This is a genomic window from Duganella sp. Root1480D1, assembly GCF_001427305.1.
In the GTDB taxonomy this organism is placed as follows: domain Bacteria; phylum Pseudomonadota; class Gammaproteobacteria; order Burkholderiales; family Burkholderiaceae_D; genus Rugamonas.
In genome coordinates this window covers 315,531-337,320 of the sequence record NZ_LMFZ01000012.1, presented here as the reverse complement: position 1 = coordinate 337,320, position 21,790 = coordinate 315,531, and the positions used below count along the sequence as shown (strand labels likewise).

13 protein-coding genes are annotated in these 21,790 nt (G+C 61.9%); 8 read left to right on the top strand and 5 right to left on the bottom strand.

Annotation, left to right across the window (positions count from 1 at the left end; all coding sequences use genetic code 11):
- Positions 1 to 2 precede the first annotated feature (2 nt).
- On the top strand, positions 3 to 1,346 hold the full coding sequence (locus ASD58_RS13895; protein WP_057261755.1) for a sensor histidine kinase: 1,344 nt from the start codon (positions 3 to 5) through the stop codon (positions 1,344 to 1,346).
- On the opposite strand, the gene ASD58_RS13890 is transcribed toward ASD58_RS13895, so the two are convergent.
- Positions 1,321 to 2,955, bottom strand: coding sequence for an NAD(P)/FAD-dependent oxidoreductase (locus ASD58_RS13890; protein ID WP_057261754.1), 1,635 nt, complete (start codon positions 2,953 to 2,955; stop codon positions 1,321 to 1,323). The genes ASD58_RS13895 and ASD58_RS13890 overlap by 26 nt on opposite strands.
- Positions 2,956 to 3,516: 561 nt before the next feature.
- On the opposite strand from ASD58_RS13890, the gene ASD58_RS13885 reads away from it, so the two are divergent.
- Together ASD58_RS13885 and ASD58_RS13880 are read left to right on the top strand one after the other, a co-directional pair.
- Positions 3,517 to 6,420: a TonB-dependent receptor gene (locus ASD58_RS13885; protein ID WP_057261753.1), complete on the top strand. Its 2,904-nt coding sequence runs from the start codon at positions 3,517 to 3,519 to the stop codon at positions 6,418 to 6,420.
- 230 nt (positions 6,421 to 6,650) lie between these two features.
- Entirely contained in the window at positions 6,651 to 9,443 is a 2,793-nt protein-coding gene (locus ASD58_RS13880) for a TonB-dependent receptor (RefSeq protein WP_057261752.1), read from the top strand.
- 125 nt (positions 9,444 to 9,568) lie between these two features.
- Here the strand turns inward: ASD58_RS13880 and ASD58_RS13875 are convergent, their stop codons facing one another.
- On the bottom strand, positions 9,569 to 10,294 hold the full coding sequence (locus ASD58_RS13875) for a 16S rRNA (uracil(1498)-N(3))-methyltransferase (protein ID WP_057261751.1): 726 nt from the start codon (positions 10,292 to 10,294) through the stop codon (positions 9,569 to 9,571).
- Between the two features lie 126 nt (positions 10,295 to 10,420).
- Here ASD58_RS13875 and tkt point away from each other — a divergent pair, with 126 nt between their 5' ends.
- From tkt to ASD58_RS13855, 4 genes are all read left to right on the top strand, one after another.
- A complete protein-coding gene (gene tkt / locus ASD58_RS13870; protein ID WP_057261750.1) occupies positions 10,421 to 12,412 on the top strand; it encodes a transketolase in 1,992 nt (663 codons plus the stop codon).
- 24 nt (positions 12,413 to 12,436) lie between these two features.
- Positions 12,437 to 13,447 (top strand): type I glyceraldehyde-3-phosphate dehydrogenase, encoded by a 1,011-nt coding sequence (gene gap, locus ASD58_RS13865; RefSeq protein WP_057261749.1) that lies wholly within the window; start codon positions 12,437 to 12,439, stop codon positions 13,445 to 13,447.
- Positions 13,448 to 13,520: 73 nt separating this feature from the next.
- Positions 13,521 to 14,021 (top strand): DUF3592 domain-containing protein, encoded by a 501-nt coding sequence (locus ASD58_RS13860; RefSeq protein WP_057261748.1) that lies wholly within the window; start codon positions 13,521 to 13,523, stop codon positions 14,019 to 14,021.
- Positions 14,022 to 14,181: 160 nt separating this feature from the next.
- Positions 14,182 to 14,394, top strand: coding sequence for a hypothetical protein (locus ASD58_RS13855; protein ID WP_057261747.1), 213 nt, complete (start codon positions 14,182 to 14,184; stop codon positions 14,392 to 14,394).
- Here the strand turns inward: ASD58_RS13855 and ASD58_RS13850 are convergent.
- A complete protein-coding gene (locus ASD58_RS13850) occupies positions 14,391 to 15,362 on the bottom strand; it encodes a YafY family protein (protein ID WP_057261746.1) in 972 nt (323 codons plus the stop codon). The genes ASD58_RS13855 and ASD58_RS13850 overlap by 4 nt on opposite strands.
- A gap of 93 nt (positions 15,363 to 15,455) precedes the next feature.
- Here ASD58_RS13850 and ASD58_RS13845 point away from each other — a divergent pair, with 93 nt between their 5' ends.
- A complete protein-coding gene (locus ASD58_RS13845) occupies positions 15,456 to 16,034 on the top strand; it encodes a glutathione S-transferase family protein (RefSeq protein WP_057261745.1) in 579 nt (192 codons plus the stop codon).
- Here ASD58_RS13845 and ASD58_RS13840 read toward each other — a convergent pair whose 3' ends face one another.
- Both ASD58_RS13840 and glnE read right to left on the bottom strand, forming a co-directional pair.
- Positions 16,035 to 18,887: a TonB-dependent siderophore receptor gene (locus ASD58_RS13840; protein WP_057261744.1), complete on the bottom strand. Its 2,853-nt coding sequence runs from the start codon at positions 18,885 to 18,887 to the stop codon at positions 16,035 to 16,037.
- A 120-nt stretch (positions 18,888 to 19,007) separates the two neighbouring features.
- Entirely contained in the window at positions 19,008 to 21,737 is a 2,730-nt protein-coding gene (gene glnE / locus ASD58_RS13835) for a bifunctional [glutamate--ammonia ligase]-adenylyl-L-tyrosine phosphorylase/[glutamate--ammonia-ligase] adenylyltransferase (protein ID WP_057261743.1), read from the bottom strand.
- Positions 21,738 to 21,790: the final 53 nt, after the last annotated feature.

Below are 21,790 nucleotides of genomic sequence, written 5' to 3'. Positions count from 1 at the left end.
CGATGGAATTATTCGACGCCAACGACGCGCGCACCCTGGCCGAGGCGGCGTTGCGCTCGATTACCGATTCCACTGCGCGTGCCCGCGGCGGCGAGTTTTTCCGCGTGCTGGTGCGCGACCTGGCGGCGGCCCTGGATGTGACTTACGTGATCGCCGGCCGCGTGATCCGCATGCCGGATGGGCAGGAGGGCATCCGCACGCTTGCCGTGTGGGCCGGCGAGGAGTTCCTGCCGAATATGGAATACAGCCTGGAACACACGCCTTGCCACAACGTCACCGACCAGACCATGTGCTTCCACGGCTGCGGCATCCAGCAGGATTATCCGCTGGACACGCTGCTGGTGGACATGAAGGCGGAAAGCTATGTCGGCATGCCGATGGTCGACACCGAGGGCAAGACGCTGGGCATCCTGTCGGCCATCGACACCAAGCAGATCGACGAGAACAAGCGCTTGCTGGCGCTGTCGCTGCTGTCGATTTTCGCGGCGCGTGCGGCGGCGGAACTGCAGCACCAGGACCGCGAGCACCTGCTGGAAGAAAAGGTCTCGCGCCGCACCGATGCCTTGCGCGCGGCGCAGGCCAGCCTGGTGGAGCAGGAAAAAATGGCGGCACTGGGCTCGCTGGTCGCTGGCGTGGCGCATGAAGTAAATACGCCGGTGGGCGTGGCGCTGACGGCCGCATCGGCAATGAGCAGCTACACGGCACAGTTGGTGCAGGCGCTGGAGGCGCCGAAAGTGAGCCGCTCCGACCTGGTCAACCTGGCGGCGCGCCTGAACGATGCTGCGGCGCTGATCGAACAGAACCTGCACCGCGCGGCGGCCCTGATCGGCAATTTCAAGCAATTGGCGGTGGACCAGGGCACGGAGCATGTCAGCACGCTGGCGCTGAAAGACTATGTGCAGGGTGTGGTGTCGGCGCACAGCCCTGAGCTGCGCAAGGCCGGCATCAAGGTCGAGGTGGAGATCGACCACCTGCTGCGGCCACGCCTGCCGCCCGGGAAGTTTTCCCAGGTGCTGTCCAACCTCCTGATGAACGCGGCGCGCCATGCCTATCCGAACGGGCAGGGCGGCACGGTGACGGTGCGCGCCAGCGTGGCCGACGGCTGGCTGGAGATGGATTTCGTCGACCAGGGCGTCGGGCTGGCGCCCGGCGTGCGGGAGAGGATTTACGAGCCCTTCTTCACCACCAAGCGCGGGCAGGGTGGTTCAGGGCTGGGCATGCATATCGTGTACACCATCATGCAGCAGATGGGCGGCGCGGTGGAAGTACACAGCCAGCCCGGACAGGGCTGCCGCTTCCACCTGCGCATGCCGTTTGAAGTCAAGTCTTGTCTGCCGCCTGCATAGACAGCGCGACGGCTTCCGCCACCTTGATGCCATCCACGCCGGCCGACAGGATGCCGCCGGCATAGCCTGCGCCTTCGCCGGCCGGGAACAGGCCGCGCGTGTTCAGGCTTTGCAGGTCGTCGTTATTGCGCTTGATGCGGATCGGCGACGAGGTACGGGTTTCCAGGCCGGTCAGCACGGCGTCGTGCTTGAAGTAGCCCTTGACCTGCTTGTCGAAGGCAGGGAAGGCTTCGCGCAGCGCCACCACGGCGTATTCCGGCAGGATGGTGGCCAGGTCGGTCCAGGTGATGCCAGGCTTGAAGGACGGCGTGACGGCGCCGACGTCACTCGACGCGCGGCCGGCCACGAAATCGCCCATCAACTGGCCCGGTGCGTTGTAGTTGGATCCGCCCAGTACATAGGCTTTCTCTTCCAGGCGGCGCTGCAGCTCGATGCCGGCCAGCGGGTGGCCCGGGTAATCTTCCTCTGGACTGATCGATACCACGATGGCGCTGTTGGCATTGCGTTCGGCGCGCGAATACTGCGACATGCCGTTGGTCACGACACGGCCCGGTTCCGATGCTGCCGCCACCACGGTGCCGCCCGGGCACATGCAAAAGCTGTACACCGCGCGGCCATTGCTGGCATGGTGCACCAGCTTGTAATCGGCCGCGCCCAGGATAGGGTGGCCGGCGTTCGGGCCGAAGCGGCACTGGTCGATCAGCGATTGCGGGTGCTCGACGCGGAAGCCGATCGAGAACGGCTTGGCTTCCACATAAACGCCGCGCTGGTACAAGGTTTCAAACGTGTCGCGCGAGCTGTGGCCGATGGCCAGCACCACATGGCTGGTTTCGATGTATTCGCCGCTGGCCAGGTGCACGCCGCGCACCTGGCGCACGCCGTTCTCCTCGCGAATGTCGAAATCGGTCACGCGCTGCTCGAAGCGGATTTCTCCGCCAAGGGCGGTGATTTCCTCGCGCATGTTTTCCACCATCTTGACCAGGCGGAAGGTGCCGATGTGCGGCTTGCTGACGTAAATGATTTCTTCCGGTGCGCCGGATTTAACAAACTCGGTCAGCACCTTGCGGCCATAGTGCCTGGGGTCGCTGATCTGGCTGTACAGCTTGCCGTCCGAGAAGGTGCCGGCGCCGCCTTCGCCGAACTGCACGTTCGATTCAGGATTCAGCACGCGCTTGCGCCAGAAACCAAAAGTATCCTTGGTGCGCTCGCGAACCGTCTTGCCGCGTTCGAGGATGATGGGCTTCAGGCCCATCTGGGCCAGGATCAGGGCCGCGAACAGCCCGCACGGCCCCATGCCGATGACTACCGGGCGCGGCTGCCTGCCGTCGGCGTTGACGCCATGGGCCACGAATTTATAGGCCATGTCCGGCGAGGGCATCAGGTGCTTGTCGTCGGCACCCTTGGCCAGGATGCCGGCGTCGTCCGTGGTTTCGACGTCCACCGAGTAGATTAGCGAGATGTTGGCCTTCTTTCGCGCATCATAGCTGCGTTTGTAGACAGTAAAGCCCAGCATCTGCTGCGGTGAAATCTTCAGTCGGGCCAGGATGGCCTTGGCCAGCTCCGGTTCCTCGTGGTTGAGAGGGAGTTTGATTTCATTTAGTCGCAACATGATGGTCTTTCTCAGCAAGATGGGGCGCGCAACGGGCCCAAAGGCGACATTCTACCCGCTTTCAATGGTTGTAATCACGCAACGGGGTAGCGCCTCGATACAAACATTTACTGTACTTTGCAGGGGAAGGATGCAATAGTTGATAAATTGCGCAGCTTGCTTATTTGCAAGTTCGATTATCTCTCGCAGTAATTCAATTAGTTCGCCGATTAATTTGGCGAACTGTCTAATTATCACCAATTGTATTGGCGATAATGTCCAGGTATTAATTCCCACACATTTGCACCTGATCGTGAAAATGGCTCGGGCGTGCAAATTTCGCCAATCTCCAGTCAATTATTTGCTTTTGTAGCGATACGTATCGAACTACGTAATCCTACGCGCTAATGCTTTAGCACTGTTGTTTTTTATCATATTGCTGGTGCTTTTATTGACATAGACAAGTTGGTCATGGTCTTATCCTACGCTGAAATCAATTGATGCAATTGACTTCGGTATCGCCCAAAAGGTGATCATGTTTTTTTGGTTTAGTCGGGACAAACAAATATTTTAGGAACCAAAATGTTGAAAAAGACGATTCTTGTTCGTTCGCTGGCCGTGGCCTTCGGCGGCGCGGCCGTTCTGGCTGCTATGCCAGCCATGGCGCAGCAGCAGTCTGGCGAAACTGTCCAGCGCGTGGTGGTGACCGGCTCTCTGATCAGCCGCACCGACACTGAAACCGCTGCACCGGTGCAAGTACTGACCGCCCAAGACATCCAGCGTAGTGGCAAGACTTCGGTCGCCGAACTGCTGACCGACCTGGCCGCCAACGGCGCAGGTACCCTGGGCACTGGCTTCTCCGGCGCGTTTGCAAACGGCGCCAGCGGCATTTCGCTGCGCGGCCTGACCGTCGGCGCAACCCTGGTACTGGTTGACGGCCACCGTGTGGCACCATACCCGCTGTCGGATGACTCGCAGCGCTCCTTCGTCGACGTTTCGTCGATCCCATTTGACGCCATCGACCACATCGACGTCTTGAAGAGCGGCGCATCGGCGACCTACGGTTCCGACGCTATCGCAGGCGTGGTCAACATCGTCCTGAAGAAGAGCATCACCGGCACCCGCGTCAACGTGGAAGGCGGCACCACCGAGCACGGCGGCGGCAAGACCACCCGTGCCTCGTTCGGCACCGGCTTTGGCGATCTGGACGCCGACGGCTACAACGCCTTTATCACTGCGGAATTCCGTCGCCAGGAAGCGATCAAGGTCGCTGACCGCGAAGGCAATGACTGGGACAACCGTGACTGGCGTTTGCGCGGCGGCAACAACATCAGCCTGGGCGCACCGGTCGCACGTATCGACCCTGTGACCCTGCAGCCAGTCAGCATCAACAGCTTCCTGACCGCAGCCAGCACCCCGTTCCTGTACAACCCGTCCGGCGCGAAAGTCAACGGCTCTGCAGCGTTGAACCCAGCGAACTACCAGTTCCTGGATTCGAACTGCAACTTCAACAAGTACATGTCCGATAACTGCATCGTGCGTGATACCGCAGGTAACATCCAGCCACGGACCCAGAACATCAACGTGATGGCTGGCTTTACCAAGAAGCTGGGCGCCGATTGGGAACTGGGCCTGAAAGCTTCGCTGTTCCGCCGTGACAGTGTCAACAACCGCGGCATGGGCGCGACCTTCTCGCCAAGCACCTTCGCTGGTAACACCACCCTGAATAATGGCGTGCTGACTGCCGGCGTCAACCGCATCCCGAGCACCCTGTTCGCAGCCGGTGCAAAAGTTGGCGGTGGCGGCATCACCAACAACCTGGGCTCTGCAGCACGCCTGTACGGCTATATCCCTGGCGTCGATCCAACCAACACCCTGGACAACACCGCCAAGACCACCCGCCTGGCTGCCGACATCAAGGGCACGGCTGCTGGCTGGGATATCAACGGCGGCGCAGGTATCACCGAAGTCAAGACCGACATCAAATACAGCGGTTACATCGACCGTCCTTCGCTGTACGCGGCTCTGAACAACGGTAGCTTCAACGTGCTGGGCGGCAACGATCCATCGATCCTGGCCAGCGTTTCGCCGCACTTCACCAATGAGCTGACCTCCAAGCTGAACTACATTGACCTGATCGGTTCCCGTGAACTGATGCAACTGGGTCAAGGTCCTCTGGCGCTGGCGGTTGGTGGTCACTGGCACAAGCGCAAGCAGAATTCGCCGCCAGCCGGCCCAACCTTGACCGGTCAAGTGGCTAGCACTTCCGCCTTCGTGATCGGCGATGAGACCAACGCCGCTGTGTTTGCCGAGTTGCAAGCCAACCCGCTCAAGACTCTGGAAGCTCACCTGTCGGCTCGTTACGACCACTACAACAGCTACGGTCACTCGTTCACCCCAGCTGCCAACTTCAAGTGGGCTCCAACCAAGCAGGTTGGCTTCCGCGGTGGCATCGCCAAAGGTTTCCGTGCACCTAACCCGGCTGAAGTGGGCAACGCAGGTTCGTTCTTCACCTTCAACGCGATTCCTGACCCGATCCTGTGCCCGGACGGCAAGACCACGACCGCAGGCAACGCGGTTAACCAGTGCGCGATCAGCCCACCATACGTCCAGATCACCAACAAGGACCTGGCGCCTGAGAAGTCGACCTCGTACAACCTGGGCATTATCCTGGATCCGGTCAAGGATCTGAGCGCAACCTTCGATTACTACAACATCGAAGTGAAGAACCAGATCGTGACCGCAGCCGGCAATCTGCCAGGCTTCGTGCCGACCTTCGTGCGCGTTGCACCGGTTCCGATGGAGATCTCCGACGGCAACGGCGGCACCTTCCTGGGCACGCCTAGCGTCGGTACCGCGGCTTACGCCCTGTCGCCGTACATCAACAGCGGCAAGACCAAGACCAGCGGCCTCGAAGCTGACATCAGCTACAAATGGCGCATGGGCGACATGGGTACCCTGCGCGCTAACCTGAACGTAGCGCACACCCTGTCGTACAAGCAGATCGCTGCTGATGGCACCGTCTACTCGATGGCCGGCACCCAAGGCCCATCCGTGGTTGGCGGCGCGACCGGTAACCCGAAAGACCGTGCACAGTTCACCCTGGGCTATGTCCGTGGTCCATTGGATCTGAGCGCAACCATGAACTACACCAGCTCGTTCTCGACCCTGGATCCATCGGTTGGCGGTACCTCCTGCGATTCGACCGGTCTTGACGTCGGTGGCCGTACCTACTTCCAGGGTGTGACCCAGCCTGCTGAGTACTGCCGCGTGTCGTCGTTCACCACCACCAACCTGAACGTGGTGTACAAGATCACCAAGGACCTGTCGGTCCGCGGCGCGATCCTGAACGTGTTCGACAAGCAGCCTCCGATCGACGTTGGTACCTACGGCAATGCAACCGCACAGACCGCGTACAACGCTTCGTTGCACCAGGCTGGCGCAGTTGGCCGCTTCTTCTCGCTCGGCCTGACCTATCAGTTCTAATTCGAGCTAGCTAGCAAGCCCTACAAAACGGATACCTTCGGGTATCCGTTTTTTTTTGCTTTTTCTTTCGCTTGTCGTAAAAACGACAGGAAACTTGTTGATTCGAAGCCGGATTTCCATCGACTCCTGCACAATCTGCTTTTTTCATTTTTCATTGCTGAATTGACATGCTCTGATAAACGAGCCGCAAGCCGCGGCGAGTACAAAAACAGAGAGTCAAAGAGGAAACGATGATGAAAGAAACCATCCTGTCGCGCTCCGTGCGACTGATGTTCATGGCCGGCATGGGCGTTGCAGCCCTGCCGGTCATGGCTGAGGAGAACATCCAGCGGGTCGAGATCACCGGTTCGGCAATCAAGCGCGTTGCAGTCGAAGGCGCATTGCCGGTGCAGACCCTTTCCAAGGCGCAGATCGAGCAGACCGGCGCCACTACCGTGGCCGACCTGGTCGCCACGCTGCCTTCCATGCAGGGCTTTGTCACGTCGGCCGCGTCGATCAATGGCGGCGGCGGGGGCGTGCAGACCGCTTCGGTGCATGCCATCGGCACCGGCTACACGCTGGTGCTGTTGAACGGTCGGCGCATCGCGCCTTATAGCTCGGGCTCCGCGGTCAACCTGGCTTCGATCCCGCTGTCGGCGGTTGAACGGGTCGAGATCCTGACCGACGGCGCTTCCGCGCTGTATGGTTCCGATGCGATTGCCGGCGTGGTCAACTTCATCCTGAAGAAAAACCAGACCGATGCCCATATCGAGCTGACCTACAACCGTCCCACCAAGGGCAGCGAAGGCGCCACGTCGAACGTTGCGATATCCAAGGGCTTTGGCGAGCTGGAGACCGATGGCTTCAACGTGCTGCTGGCCTACAGCCACGACACGCAAAAAGAGCTGAGCGCCAGCGACCGCAGCTTCTCCGCGCCAGGTGGGGTGCATGAATTCAGTGAAGGCGGCAAGCGCTATTCGCTGTACCAGGTATCGGCCAATTCGATCCCGGGCAACGTCAATGCGCGCACCAGCAATGGCAATGTGCTGTTCAACCCAAGCCTGATCAACACTGGCGCATGCGGTGCGCCGAATACGTTCAAGGTGGGCGACCGCTGCATGTTCAACTATGGCTCGGTGGTCGAACTGCTGCCCGAACTGAAGCGCGATGGCTTGTTCGCCTCCACCAATTTCAGGCTCAATGCCGACTGGACCTTCTTTGCCGAAGGCCTGTATTCGAAGTTCACCAGCACGGCGCGCTATGCGCCGCCGGCCCAGCCGCTGTCGCTGGATATCAATTCCGCGCTGTACAAAGCGAATGTGGTGCCGGCGCTGGTCAAGCTGGGCGTGGACCCGGCGACCGTGAATTCAGCCACCATGAGCCTGCGCCTGGTCGATGCCGGTGGCCGTACCGACGACTGGAAGACTGAAGCGCGGCACCTGGCGTTCGGCGTCGAAGGGCGCCTGGGCGGTTGGGATCTGAATGCTTCCTACACCCATTCGGAGACCACGGCGGAAGACCACGCGGTATCGGGCTACACCAGCAGCGACAAGCTGGACGCCCTGATGGCCTCCGGCGCTTACAACCCATTCATCGTGCCGACCGCTGAAACGCGCGCGGCACTGGCTTCCGCCGTGCTGCACCAGAAGCTGGATGAAACCACGTCCAAAATCGATGTGGTGAACCTGCGCGGCTCGCGTTCCGTATTCGAAGCACCGGGCGGCTCGGCCATGCTGGCACTGGGCGGCGACTTCCTGCGCCAGAAATATGTCTACGACCCAAGCTCGATCACGATGGGCGCCAACAGCCTGCAGCCGAACTTCACCGACAGCCCGATCGGCGGCATTTCGGGCGCGCTGCCGACCGATGCTTCGCGCAAGAACTGGGGCGCCTTCGCCGAGCTGGTGGTGCCGGTGGTAAAAGGGCTGGAGCTGACCGGCGACGTGCGCTACGACAGCTACGATGCCGTGAAGGATAAGATGAACTTCGACAGCGCCGGCAAGCTGATTGCGCCGGCGACCAAGGGCAATGATGCGAGCAAGACCACCTACAAGCTGGCCGCAGCCTGGCGTCCAGCGGAAAGCGTGCTGGTGCGCGGCTCTTACGGCACCGGTTTCAAGGCGCCGGTATTGACCGACATCACCAACCCGCTGCAAGGCGGCGGTTCGTCGAATGCGCACCCATGCCCGATCACCTCGGGCCCGCTGCTGCCGCTGTGTAACGGCAACTCGGAGTACAACCTGCTCAATGGCGGCAATCCTTATTCCGGCGCAACCGGCTTGAAGCCGGAGACGTCGAAGCAGGCATCGATTGGCCTGCGCGTCGAGCCTGTGCGCGAGCTGTCGATCGGCTTCGATTTCTGGGATGTGAAGATCAATGACCAGATTTCCAAGCTGCCGGAAAACGAGGTGTTCAACAACCCGGCCAAGTATATGGGCCTGTTCGTGTCCTACTACGATCCGATCCAGAAGCAGAACACGCTAGCCGCCTCACTGACGCCGTTCAACCTGGCCAAGTCGCACTACCAGGGCATCGACTGGGACCACACCTACAAGCAGGGCAAGCTATCGTTCAACTGGACCGGTACTTATATGAAGAAGGCCGATTTCCAGACGCTGGCGACCGATCCGGTCGAGAACAGCGTGGGGCGCTTCGATTCGTATAACTCGGTGACCTTCCGCTGGATCAGCAAAGTGGTGGCGAGCTGGAAGCAGTCGGATGTGCTGACCCATTCCTTGACCGGGGTGTACAAGTCCGGTTACCACGATATGCCGATCAGCGAGGGCAACCAGGCGGTGCGCGATGATGCGGGCAACTTCGTGGCCCTGAACCGCAAGGTCGGCGATTACCTGGTGTGGGATTGGCAGACGCGCTACCGCTTCAATCCGAACCTGGTGTTGACTGGCGGCATCAAGAACCTGTTTGACCGTGAGCCGCCGTTCTCGCAGCGTATTGCGGGTGGCGGCAATCAGATGGGGTTTGATGCGCGGTATACCGATCCGCTGGGGCGGCAGGTTTATCTGGTGGGGAACTACAAGTTCTAAACCGGTAACCCCGTGTCAGACCCGCAGGGTCTGACACCCTACGGTCTCGAAGCAGGGAGTAGGGTTCGATGTCTTTGACGTTTTCAATAAGTCAAAAGCCTGGAACCAACCCCGGTTTACCGGTTTTAAATCCCGCCCCAGGCCGCAGCAAGAATCGACACCGCTGCCAGCGCCGCAGTTTCCGTGCGCAGCACCCTTGGCCCGATCGACAAGGGCAGGGCGCCATGCCGCAAAGCCTCAGCCTCCTCCTCATCGGAAAAGCCGCCTTCCGGCCCGACCATGATACTGAGCGCCTGCGGCGGCTGGTGCCTTGCCCAATCGGCCAGCGATTCGGTGGCGCGCGGCGTCAGGATCACGCGCCTGTGCAAATCCTGCTGCGAAATCCACTCGCGAAACTCCACCGGCGCCGCCACCGGCGCCAGCCGGTTGCGGCCGCATTGTTCCGACGCCGATATCACGATCCCATTCCAGTGTTCCAGCTTCTTCTCCGCCCGTTCGGCCGACAGCCGTACCACGCAGCGGCGCGCCGCCAGCGGCTGGATGCCGGCCACGCCCAGCTCCACCGCCTTTTCGATGATCCAGTCCATTTTCGCCCCTTCCGGCAGGGCCTGGGCCAGGGTGACGGCAAACGGCAGCTCCGCTTCGCGCGGTTCGAAGACTTTGACCTCCGCCCAAGCCTTTTTCTTTTGCACTTCTGTCAACACTGCCGTATACTCGCCGCCATCCCCGTTGAACAGGGTCAAAGTGTCGCCCGGCTCCATGCGCACCACATTGATATGGTGGGCAACGTTCGCTGGCAGCTCCAGTTGCTGGCCTGCGGCAAGGGGCTGTGGCACGTGGAAACGGGGCATATAGTCAATTCGGAAAGGTTGAAATGCACCAATTTTAAGCGTTGGTGTCACGCTCTGGTAAAATATCGGGTTCCGAAAGCGGCGCCTGCCGCAGTGCACCAAATACTCAACCTTCCTCGATATACGATGAAAACTTCGCTCCCCTTCACCAAAATGGCCAATGCAATCCGTGCGCTGGCAATGGACGCTGTGCAGAAGGCCAACTCCGGCCACCCAGGCATGCCAATGGGCATGGCCGAGATCGCAGTAGCACTGTGGAGCGGCCATCACCGCCACAACCCGACCAACCCAGCCTGGGTCAACCGTGACCGCTTCCTGCTGTCCAACGGCCACGGTTCGATGCTGCACTACGCGCTGCTGCACCTGTCGGGTTACGACGTTTCGATCGACGACCTGAAGGCCTTCCGCCAACTGCATTCCAAGACTCCAGGCCACCCTGAAGTCGGCTACACCCCAGGCGTGGAAACCACCACCGGCCCGCTGGGCCAGGGCATCGCCAACGCAGTCGGCATGGCGCTGGCTGAATGGCTGCTGGCTTCCGAGTTCAACAAGCCTGGCTTCGACGTGGTCGACCACTACACCTACGCCTTCCTGGGCGACGGCTGCCTGATGGAAGGCATCTCGCACGAGGTGTGCTCGCTGGCCGGCACCCTGGGCCTGAAGAAGCTGATCGCCCTGTACGACGACAACGGCATCTCCATCGACGGCAAGGTTGAAGGCTGGTTCACCGACGACACGCCTAAGCGCTTCGAATCCTACGGCTGGAACGTGATCCGCAACGTGGACGGCCACGACGTGGCAGCAGTATCGGCCGCTATCGAAGCCGCCAAGAAATCCGACAAGCCAACCCTGGTTTGCTGCAAGACCATCATCGGCAAAGGTTCGCCAAACCTGCAAGGCGGCGACAAGGTGCACGGTGCACCGCTGGGCGACAAGGAAATCGCCGCGGTGCGCGAGTACATTTCCTGGGGCGCCGAGCCGTTCGACATTCCTCACGACGTGAAGGAAGCGTGGGACTTCAAGGCTGAAGGCGCGAAATTCGAAGCCGGCTGGAACGAAATGTTCGGCAAGTACTCGGCCCAGTACCCGGCCGAAGCCGCCGAACTGACCCGCCGCATGAAGGGCCAACTGCCGGGCAACTTCCAGGCAACCCTGGACGCCGCCATCGCCGCCTGCGTCGAGAAGAAGGAAACCATCGCCACCCGCAAGGCATCGCAGAACGCGATCCAGGCCCTGGCGCCAGTGCTGCCGGAATTCCTGGGCGGCTCGGCCGACCTGACCGGTTCCAACCTGACCAACTGGAAGGAATGCATCGCCGTTCGTTCCGGCGTGCCGGGCAACCATATCAACTACGGCGTGCGCGAGTTCGGCATGTCCGCCATCATGAACGGCGTCGCCCTGCACGGCGGCTACATTCCGTTCGGCGCGACCTTCCTGACCTTCGCCGACTACAGCCGCAACGCACTGCGCATGGCTGCGCTGATGAAGCAGCGTTCCCTGTTCGTGTTCACCCACGACTCGATCGGCCTGGGCGAAGACGGCCCGACCCACCAGTCGGTGGAGCACGTGTCCTCGCTGCGCCTGATCCCTAACCTGGACAACTGGCGCCCTGCCGACACCGTCGAATCGATGGTGGCATGGGGCGAGTCCGTGAAGCGCGCCGATGGCCCTTCGACCCTGATCTTCTCGCGCCAGAACCTGCCGTTCATCGAGCGTTCCGCTGAAGTGCTGGCCAACGTCGCCAAGGGCGGCTACGTGCTGTCCGACGAAGCCGGCGCCAAGGCCATCCTGATCGCCACCGGTTCCGAAGTGGAACTGGCCATGAAAGCCGCCGCCGAACTGAAGGCAGCCGGCACCCCGGTACGCGTGGTGTCCATGCCGTCGACCGACGTGTTCGACCGCCAGGACGCAGCCTACAAGGCATCCGTGCTGACCAAGGGCCTGCCGCGCGTGGCGATTGAAGCAGGCGTCACCGCATTCTGGTACAAGTATGTTGGCCTGGAAGGCGCAGTGGTTGGTATCGACACCTTCGGCGAATCCGCGCCGGCCGGCGTGCTGTTCAAGCACTTCGGCTTCACCGTCGACAATGTCGTGGCAAAAGTCAAAGCAGTCATCTAATTTCTATCATCAGGAGTAAACAGCATGACGATCAAAGTAGCAATCAACGGTTATGGCCGTATCGGCCGCAATGTCCTGCGCGCTTTCTACGAAGGCGGCAAAAAGCAGGACATCCAGATCGTGGCGATTAACGACCTGGGCAACGCCGAGTCGAACGCCCACCTGACCCGCTACGACACCGCCCACGGCAAATTCCCTGGCACCGTCACGGTGGAAGGCGACAACATGATCGTGAACGGCGACCCGATCCGCGTGTTCGCACAGCGCAACCCTGCTGAAATTCCATGGGGCGAGCTGGGCGTGGACGTGGTGCTGGAGTGCACCGGCTTCTTCACCACCAAGGAAAAAGCATCGGCCCACCTGAAAGGCGGCGCCAAGAAAGTGATCATTTCCGCACCAGGCGGCAAAGACGTTGACGCGACCGTCGTGTACGGCGTGAACCACGGCGTGCTGAAAGCTTCGGACACCGTGATCTCGAACGCCTCCTGCACCACCAACTGTCTGGCCCCGCTGGTCAAGCCGCTGAACGACGCGATCGGCCTGGAAACCGGCCTGATGACCACCGTGCACGCTTACACCAACGACCAGGTGCTGACCGACGTGATGCACGAAGACCTGCGCCGCGCCCGTTCCGCCACCCAGTCCATGATCCCGACCAAGACCGGCGCTGCCGCCGCTGTTGGCCTGGTGCTGCCGGAACTGAACGGCAAGCTGGACGGCTACGCGATCCGCGTTCCGACCATCAACGTGTCGATCGTCGACCTGTCCTTCATCGCCAAGCGCGACACCACCGTTGAAGAAATCAACAAGATCATGAAGGAAGCATCGGAAGGCGCACTGAAAGGCGTGCTGACCTACCAGACCGAGCCTCTAGTCTCCGTCGACTTCAACCACAACCCGGCATCGTCGAACTTCGACGCCACCCTGACCAAGGTGTCGGGCAAGCTGGTCAAGGTATCGTCCTGGTACGACAACGAGTGGGGCTTCAGCAACCGCATGCTGGACACCACCGTGGCACTGATGAACGCCAAGTAATCGCAGGCATCAACAAGAGAAAGCGCCCATCCGGGCGCTTTTTTCTTTCAACAATCATGACGACATTCATCGTATGCACCGGCCTTTTGTGACAGCGGCGGCAAGCCCTGGCCTGCACCGCCGCTTGCGGCGCGCGGCGTGGTATGTCCTGCCCCTGGGACTGTATGCACTGCTCTGCTGGGAAATCTGCGGCGCCGACATGTGGGCCTTGCCGCGCATGGTGCCGGTGCAAGGCGTGCTGGACAAAGCCGAAACCGGCGGCAAGGCAGCGACATCATCCCGCGCTACCACGACCGTGACGGTCAGCTACCGCTATGCGGTGGCGGGCCAACAATATCGCGGCGAGAACATGATCTGTTGCGGTGTGCAATCGAGCGGGCTGGATCCGTTGTTCGAGATGCGCGAGCAATTACGGCCTTTGCTGGGGCGCAGTCTGACCGTCTGGGTCGACCCCCGCAACCCACAGCGCGCGGTGTTGTTCCGTTATATCCCCAATTCGGCACTGTTGCTGATGGGCTTTGGCCTGCTGCTCGGCATTGGTGGCTTGCGTAAACTTGACCCAGACCTTTGCTAGCGCTAGTCAAAGCGCGCCCTGCACGCCGCTGGTTTTTAGTGACTTTTTAATAAAAATAACATTTGATGAATTCTCGCTTCGCTTCCTACAATGGCTTGCTCATCACCGTGAGTAAGCTGGTTCTTGCCTAAATTCTTATAAAGAAATGGAGATCAGTAAGATGAAGAAAGCGATTTACGCAATCGTAGCGCTGGCGACCCTGGCTGGCGCTGGATTCGCCTATGCAATGCCATCCTATGGCCGTACTTATGAGTACCAAGATGCCGATGGTTACCAGATTGGCGGCGCCGAGTTCAACTGCAGCGGCCATTGGTTCTACTGGGGTGACACGAGCGGTACCAAAGTGTTGGTCGACACCTACGCCTGCTTCTAACGTCCCGCGAGGCGGGCCAGGCGGCTCGCCTCGGTACGTACAGCCTCCCGCAATTCTTCCGGGCCTTCGATGGTGAAGTCGCAATTCATTGAGGCCAGCAGGCGAGCGAACCAGCTGTAGCTGGTGGTCGTGGTCTGCAGGCGCACGCCGCCTTCCGCTTCGGCCAGCGGGCCGATATAGCGGCCCACTTCACGCGCTGCGCTGGCCAGGTCGGTGTGCAGCAGCACTTGCACAGGCAGGGGCCGCGGCAAGGTCGCCATCGCGTGCTGCAGTTGCGCGGCGGCGTCGAAGCTGTCGGGCTTGTCGAACACGGCGCCCGTTTCGCTGACCTCTGCGATCCGGTCCAGCCGGAATGAACGGATCGCCAGCCGCAGCCGGCACATTCCCACCACATACCAGCGTGTATGGCTGAATACCAGGCCATAGGGATCGAACTCGCGTTGCATCGATTCGCCATCTTGCGGCGTGTAACGGAAACGCACCCGGTGCTGGGTCTGCGCAGCCAGCGCCAGCGCCGTCAGTTCACCGGTCAGGGCAGGGCGGGCGTTGCCGGAATAGGTCCAGCGTTGTTCCGGCGTGTCGAGTACGGCGGTCTCGCGCAGCGCCTGCACGCTGCCCTGCAGGGCCGGCGGCATCACGCGTTCCAGCTTGGCCTGGGCGCTGGCTACCGACGGCGCGGTATCGGCCAGGCGCAGCGAGCGCACTGCCATCAGGCCCAGCGCGACGGCGGAAGCTTCGTCGTTGGTGAACATCAGCGGCGGCAGCTTGAAGCCAGGCACCAGCATATAGCCGCCATAGCGGCCGCGCTCGGCGGTGATCGGGATGCCCAGCTCTTCCAGCATGGCGATATAGCGGCGCAGGGTGCGGCGGTCGATGCCGAGGCGTTCCGACATATCGGCGCCCGAAATCTGCCGCTGGCTCTGCAGCAGTTCGAGGATGGACAGGGCTTTGATGGCAGGTTTCGACACGATGATGCAATCATTGCACGAAATCAGGGCGGATATTGTCCTATATTCGTCTGACAATACCTCATCCCCCAACAAGAAGAATGAGGCAAGCACATGGAAACCATCCTGTATCACGGCGCACCGCAGGGTTGCGCATTCGGCGTGATCGTCGCCCTTGAATGGCTGTGCCGGCCGTACCGGCTGGTGCAGGTCGACCTGCCGGGCTTGCCGGTGCCGGTGCTGCAAGCGGGCGGCAAGCTGCTACGCGATTGCCGCGGCATCCTGCGCCATATCGGCCAGCAGCGCCGCTACCTGCTGGGCTACCGGGCCGGCACGGCAGAGGCGCGCAAGCTCGATACCTTGCTTGACTTCCTGCATGAAGGTTTTGATGGCGGCCAGGCGCGCATGGCGCTGAGCTGTGCCGCGCTGGATGAAGTGCTGGCGGGCCAGGAGTGGATCGATGGCCGCAAGCGCACGGTGGCCGATGCTTGCCTGGTGGCCGTGGTGCGCTGGGCACAGGGCCAGGCGGGGCTGGACCTGGCAAGCTACCCGGCATTGCAGCGCCACGTGGAGGAGTTGCATGCGGACCCGGCCGTCTTCTTTGCGGACGCCATTGAAACGCAGCGGCCGGCTGTCAGCAGCGGCCGCTACCTGGGCAGCGCATCGGCCGCTGCGCTGCCTATGGCTGCCTGATCAGAAGAAGCGGTACTCTGCCGTCAGGCGGATGCGGCGGCCCGCCACGTCATCCAGGTTTTGCGGAATAATGCCGCCGCCATCGCGGTTGACCGCCTTCAGGTCCAGTGGTGGGCGCTGGTCGAACAGGTTGCGGATATTCACCGACAGCGTCAGGTTCTTGATGCCGCTATAGGCAAAGTTATAGTCCCAGCGCACTTCGGAATCCACGCGGCAGACTCCCGGCCCCCAATCGTTCGCTTCGCAGCCTTCCCTGGTGTACTCCTCGTCGAAGTAATCGCCCTGCAGCTTCTGATGGCTGAAAAACACGGCGCGCAGGCTGTTGGTGAAGGGACCCGTGGTCAGTGCCGCCATCAGGTTGGCGGTGAGCTTGGAGTAGCCGTAGCGCCCGGCCAGGTTGTCGCCCCAGCTGCCGCCATTGCGCGTCGGCGCAAAGTTGCGCAGGTCGAGCAGGTAGGTGGCGTTGCCGTTGATGTCGAGGCGGCCCACCGGCACCGTGAAGCGCGACGCCAGGCCCAGGTCGACGCCGCTGGTCTTGGTCTTCGACACGTTCTCGAACATGCCGGAGGTGGAGGACAGCGGGCCCACCGTGACACCGTACTGCGTGCGTTCGGCGGCGGTGAAGGTCTTGTCTTGCGACAGTGGCAGGCGGTTGACGATGCCAGGTTGCAGGGAATCCTCGGCCGACAGCAGTTCGGAAGTGTTTTTCAGCCCGATCTCGTTCTTGCGTTCGATGCGGAAATAGTCGACAGCAATCGAGGTGCCCTTGACCGGTTCCAGAACGAAGCCCACGGTGGAGCTGCGCGAGGTTTCCGGCTTCAGGTTCGGGTTGTTACGCACGATCGACGCCACGCCGCCGGCGCATTCATTGCCTTCCACGGTGTCGGCGCGTGCCAGCAGCAGCGCCGCATTCGGGTCGCTGGGCGGCAGCGCATCGGCCTGGGTACGCAGGTCGTTGGCTAGCGCTTGCGCCTGGTCGCAACGTTTCGGGTCGGTCACGCCGTTATCGAAAGCGAATTTGCTGGATGGCGCGCTCTCCGTCAGGTTCGGTGCGCGGAAGCCCGACTCCACCGTGGCGCGCAGCAGGAAAGTCTCCGCTGCCTGCCAGCGCAACGCCGCTTTCGGCGAGAAACGGCCGGCAAAGCCGGGGAATTTGTCGTAGCGGGCGGCGCCCACCAGCTCAAGCTTCTCCAGGGCCGGCACGCTGATCTCGGCGAAAACCGATTCATTGGTGCGGCTGGCGTTGGCCGCCGACGCACCATTGCTGACGATGTCGCCGGCCAGCAGGTTGGCGGTCGGGGTGATGCGGATCTTCTCGTGCCGCACATCGCCGCCCAGCGCGACATTGATGGGGCGGTTGGCGATGCTGCCGGCCTGGCCGGAAGCCTTGAAGTCGATGAAGGTCTGGGTGATCTTGCCGTCGTAACCGTTTTCCGGGAACAGCTTGGCGATCACGTCGGGCGAGTTGATCTGGCCGAGCTTGTACGCATGGTTGAAGAAATTGGGATCGTCGATGGTGTAGTCGCCGATCACTTCCTTGAAGCCGGTGTCGCTGAAGAAGCCGCCGCGGCTGCGGTCCTTGGTCTTGCCGCCCATGACGCCGAGTGCCGCTTCCCAATCCCATTTGTTGGGCAGGATGCCCTTGATGCCCGTCAGCGCACGATACTGGTCGCTGGTCGACTTGCGATAGGATGGATCGTCGGCGAAGCGGTAGCGCAGCTCGAGTTCTTCACCGCTGGTATTGAGCGGATGGGTGGCCGGCAGGTAGCGGTAGACGAAGGTGCGCGCCTGGCCTGTAGCGGGATCTCCCCACACGGCGTCGGGATTGGCCGAACCATAGGTGGCGAAGGCTCCGCCATAATCGGTGGTGGTGTGCGAATACAGGATTTCGGCAAACGCTTCGGTGCTGTCGTTGATCTTGAAGCGGCCGGAAATCAGGCTGTTGACGCGCTCGGCAGCCGGCTGGGCCTGGAAGCGGCTGAAGCGGTCATACACGCACAGCCCGCCGGCATTCAGGGTGGTACAGCCCGGCAGCGGGCCCTGGCCGATCAGGTTGCCGGGGAAGCTGAAGGTGGATGGCAGGCCGCGGTTGCCGAACATCTGGCCGCTCTTGGGCGCCAGGGCGCCGAAGTAATCGCCATACGTCGTGTTGATATCGTCCACGATTTCGCGCCAGAACACGCCGTTGCGCTTGTAGTACTCGACGTTGGCCAGGACGTTGAAGCGGTCGGTGTCGAGGTCGCCCATGCCGCCGGTCACGCTGACGGTGCCGTTGCGGATCATTTGCTGTTCGACGGAACGGGTAAAGCTGCCGCTGGCCGTCAAGCCGCGGAAATCGGAGCGCGTGATCACGTTGATCACGCCAGCCACCGCGTCGGAACCATAGATGGCCGAACCGCCATTGCGCAGGATCTCGACCCGTTCCACCGCGTCGAGCGGCAGCGAGTCGAGATTGGTGAACACTTCGTTATAGTCGGCCAGCGGATAAGGCGCGACACGCCGCGAGTTCAGCAGTACCAGGGTCGATTGCTTGCCGAGGGCACGCAGCGACACGGACGAGGCGCCACCGGCGAATGAGTTGCTGCCGCCGGCATCGGTCAGGGCCGAACGGTCGGATGAGGTCAGGGTATCCATCAATTCCTTGACGGAGCTGACGCCAAGGCGCTTGATGTCCTGCTGCCGGATGATTTGCACCGGCTGCGAGGTTTCGGACTCGATGCGCGCAATATTCGAGCCGGTCACGATGACTTTGGGGATCGGCTTGTCGGTGGCTTCCTGGGCCAGCAGGAGCGGCGATACAGGCAGGGTCAAGGCTACTGCGATGACACTGCGTTTCGGCAGGATTCGCTTCACTATTGTTCTCCCATAGATGTCGCACAAAGGCCATGAATTTGTCGCATGGCCGCACGTTCAATCTAGGAAGCGGACGTTATAAACTCAATAACTTTGGTGGAAATGCACCGGGATCGGTGCTCATTGCGTGGTGTAGAAGATACATTCCCACAGCTTACGCACATTTTCAGCGTGCGCTGCCGCTTTGTCCGGTGCCACCCGTGACTGGTCCTGGCCTTGCAGGCGCAGCTGGTGCTGCCACCTGCGCATGTCGCGGTAGGCGTCGGCTACCGTGCCGGCCAGCGCGGCGTCGATCAGCCCCAGCTGGCCAGCCAGGTGCAACAGGGCGATATTGCCGATATTGCCGGTCAATTCGGGGTATTTTGCTGCGTATTGCAGCACCAGGTATTGCACGATGAATTCGATATCGATCATGCCGCCTTGATCCTGCTTGAGGTCGAACTGCTCGCTGCGCTTGGGGCGGGCATCGCGCATCTTCTGGCGCATGGCCAGCACTTCCTGTTTCAACGCGGCGACATCCGGCCGCTCCTGGCGCAGCACCTGGCAGCGGATCTGCTCGAAACGCTGGCCGATGGCCGCATCGCCGGCGCAGAAACGGGCGCGGGTCAGGGCCTGGTGTTCCCACAGCCAGGCCGAGCCCTGCTGGTATTTTTCAAACGAGCCGACGCTGGATACCAGCATGCCGCTGGCGCCGTCCGGGCGCAGGGCAGTGTCGATGTCGAACAGGATGCCGGCCGGGGTGTGCGACGTCATCCAGGTAATGAAGCGCTGCGCCAGCTTGGCATACAGGCCCGGCGCATCCTGGTCTTCATCATCGAACAGGAAGATCACGTCGAGGTCGGAGACATAGCCCAGTTCCTTGCCGCCCAGCTTGCCATACGCGATGACGGCGAATTTGGGCACTTCCAGGTGGCGCTTGGCGACAGTCTGCCAGGCGGCTTTCACCACGGCGGCCACGATCACGTCGGCCAGGGCGGACAGGTGGTCGGCCAGCTTTTCCACCGTCAGCGAACCGGCCAGGTCTTGCGCCAGCAGGTGGAATAGCTGGGCGTGATGCACTTCGCGCAGGATATCTAGCTGGCGTTCGGTATCGCCGGGGGCGGTGGCCAGCTGGCGCTCCAGCTCGGCAGCGGCAGCAGCCGGGTCGAAGGTCGCGCTGAGGATGCGGTCGTCCAGCAATTCGTCCAGCAGGATCGGGTGCTGGGTCAGGAATTTGGCGGCCCAGCCGCTGGCGTGCATCATGGTGATCACGCGCTCCAGCGTGTGCGGGTATTCGGTCAGCAGCGACAGGTAGGACGAGCGGCGCGAGATCGCTTCCAGGAAGTCGAGCAGGCGGCCCAGCGTACCAAGCTTGCTGCCGGCGCTATTGCGTTCGGCGGCGCGGGCGATCTGGGGCAGGGCGGCATTGACCAGGGCCACCAGGCGCTGGCGGCTGGCGTCGGGCAGGCTGGCCAGCTTGGGCGCCTGCCAGGTGGCAATCAGGCGCTGGGCGGCGGCGGCCGGGTCTTCGTAGCCGAGGCTGGTGAAGCGGGCTTCGATGGCTTCGCGGTTGTCGGGGTCGGCGCATTCGTTGCTGGTGGCCGGGTCGACATCTTCGCTGCCGTTGCCACTCTTATCGGCGAAGATGGCGTCGAATTGCTCCGCCACGTACTGGCGGTGGGCGTCCATTTCGGACAGCATGGTGGCTGCGTCGGGCAAGCCCATCATCTGCGCCACGGCCAGGCGGTCGGCTTCGTTGGGAGGCAGGGTGTGGGTCTGGGCATCGTCGATGTATTGCAGGCGGTGTTCCAGGTTGCGCAGGAAGGTGTAGGCATCCATCAGGCGTGCCACCACGTCGGCGCCCAGCAAGCCTTTTTCCGGCAACTGGCGCAGGGTACCGCGCGTGGAGCGGCCGCGCAGCTCGGGATCGCGGCCGCCGCGGATGAGCTGGAAGACCTGGGCCAGGAATTCGATTTCGCGGATGCCGCCGCGGCCCAGCTTGACGTTGTGGCTGCGCTCCGGGTGCAGCCTTTCCTGGCGCGCCACTTCGGCGCGGATCTGGGCGTGCATGGAGCGGATGGCGTCGATCACGCCGAAATCGAGGTAGCGGCGGAAGCAGAACGGGCGCACGATGGCGTCCAGTGCCGCAATATCTTCCTGGCGGCCGGTCACGGCGCGCGCCTTGACCCAGGCATAGCGCTCCCATTCGCGGCCCTGCACGATCAGGTAGTTCTCCACCATGCCCAGGCTGGCTGCCAGCGGGCCGGAGGCGCCGTTCGGGCGCAGCGCCATGTCGACGCGGAAGGTAAAGCCGTCTTCCGTGATTTCGGCAATGGCGGCAATCAGCTGCTTGCCCAGGCGTACAAAGTATTCGTGGTTGGAGAGCTGGCGCTGGCCGGGCTCCGCCGCGGTTTCGCCGTCTTCCGGATAGACGAAGATCAGGTCGATGTCGGAAGACACGTTCAGTTCGCCGCCGCCGCCTTTGCCCATCGACAGCACCATCATTTGCTGCTCGGCGCCCGATTCGGCGCCGATCGGCACCCCGTGGGCTGCCCGCATGGCCGCATCGAGCTCGGCAAGGTGGCGCTGGATCACGAAGTCGGCCAGCCGGGTCATGGTGCTCACCACTTCGTCCAGGTCGGCCTTGCCTTCCAGGTCGCGCCGGATCAGGGTGGCCAGCACCAGGTTGCGCAGGCGGCGCATGCCGCGCGCCAGCGGCAGCTCGCCCTGCTCGCTTGCCAAAACATCGGCAAAGTTGAGCGAGGCAAGCGATAATTGCGCTAAAGCATCTATTTTGGCTTGGCGGGAAGGATCGGCGGCCAGCCAGCGCTGGTAAAAGCGGGATGCGGAAACGAGTGCGGAAGTGCTCATTGACAGATGTTAGAGAGTGTAAAAAGCCTGAAAAACCGTGCCTATTGGAACAT

Coding starts and splice junctions, on each gene's coding strand:
- ASD58_RS13845 (WP_057261745.1), top strand. CDS start 15,456: ATGGAAACCATCCTGTATCACGGCGCACCGCAGGGTTGCGCATTCGGC.
- ASD58_RS13855 (WP_057261747.1), top strand. CDS start 14,182: ATGAAGAAAGCGATTTACGCAATCGTAGCGCTGGCGACCCTGGCTGGC.
- ASD58_RS13885 (WP_057261753.1), top strand. CDS start 3,517: ATGTTGAAAAAGACGATTCTTGTTCGTTCGCTGGCCGTGGCCTTCGGC.
- ASD58_RS13895 (WP_057261755.1), top strand. CDS start 3: ATGGAATTATTCGACGCCAACGACGCGCGCACCCTGGCCGAGGCGGCG.
- glnE (WP_057261743.1), bottom strand. CDS start 21,737: ATGAGCACTTCCGCACTCGTTTCCGCATCCCGCTTTTACCAGCGCTGG.
- ASD58_RS13860 (WP_057261748.1), top strand. CDS start 13,521: ATGCACCGGCCTTTTGTGACAGCGGCGGCAAGCCCTGGCCTGCACCGC.
- ASD58_RS13875 (WP_057261751.1), bottom strand. CDS start 10,294: ATGCCCCGTTTCCACGTGCCACAGCCCCTTGCCGCAGGCCAGCAACTG.
- tkt (WP_057261750.1), top strand. CDS start 10,421: ATGAAAACTTCGCTCCCCTTCACCAAAATGGCCAATGCAATCCGTGCG.
- ASD58_RS13890 (WP_057261754.1), bottom strand. CDS start 2,955: ATGTTGCGACTAAATGAAATCAAACTCCCTCTCAACCACGAGGAACCG.
- ASD58_RS13880 (WP_057261752.1), top strand. CDS start 6,651: ATGATGAAAGAAACCATCCTGTCGCGCTCCGTGCGACTGATGTTCATG.
- gap (WP_057261749.1), top strand. CDS start 12,437: ATGACGATCAAAGTAGCAATCAACGGTTATGGCCGTATCGGCCGCAAT.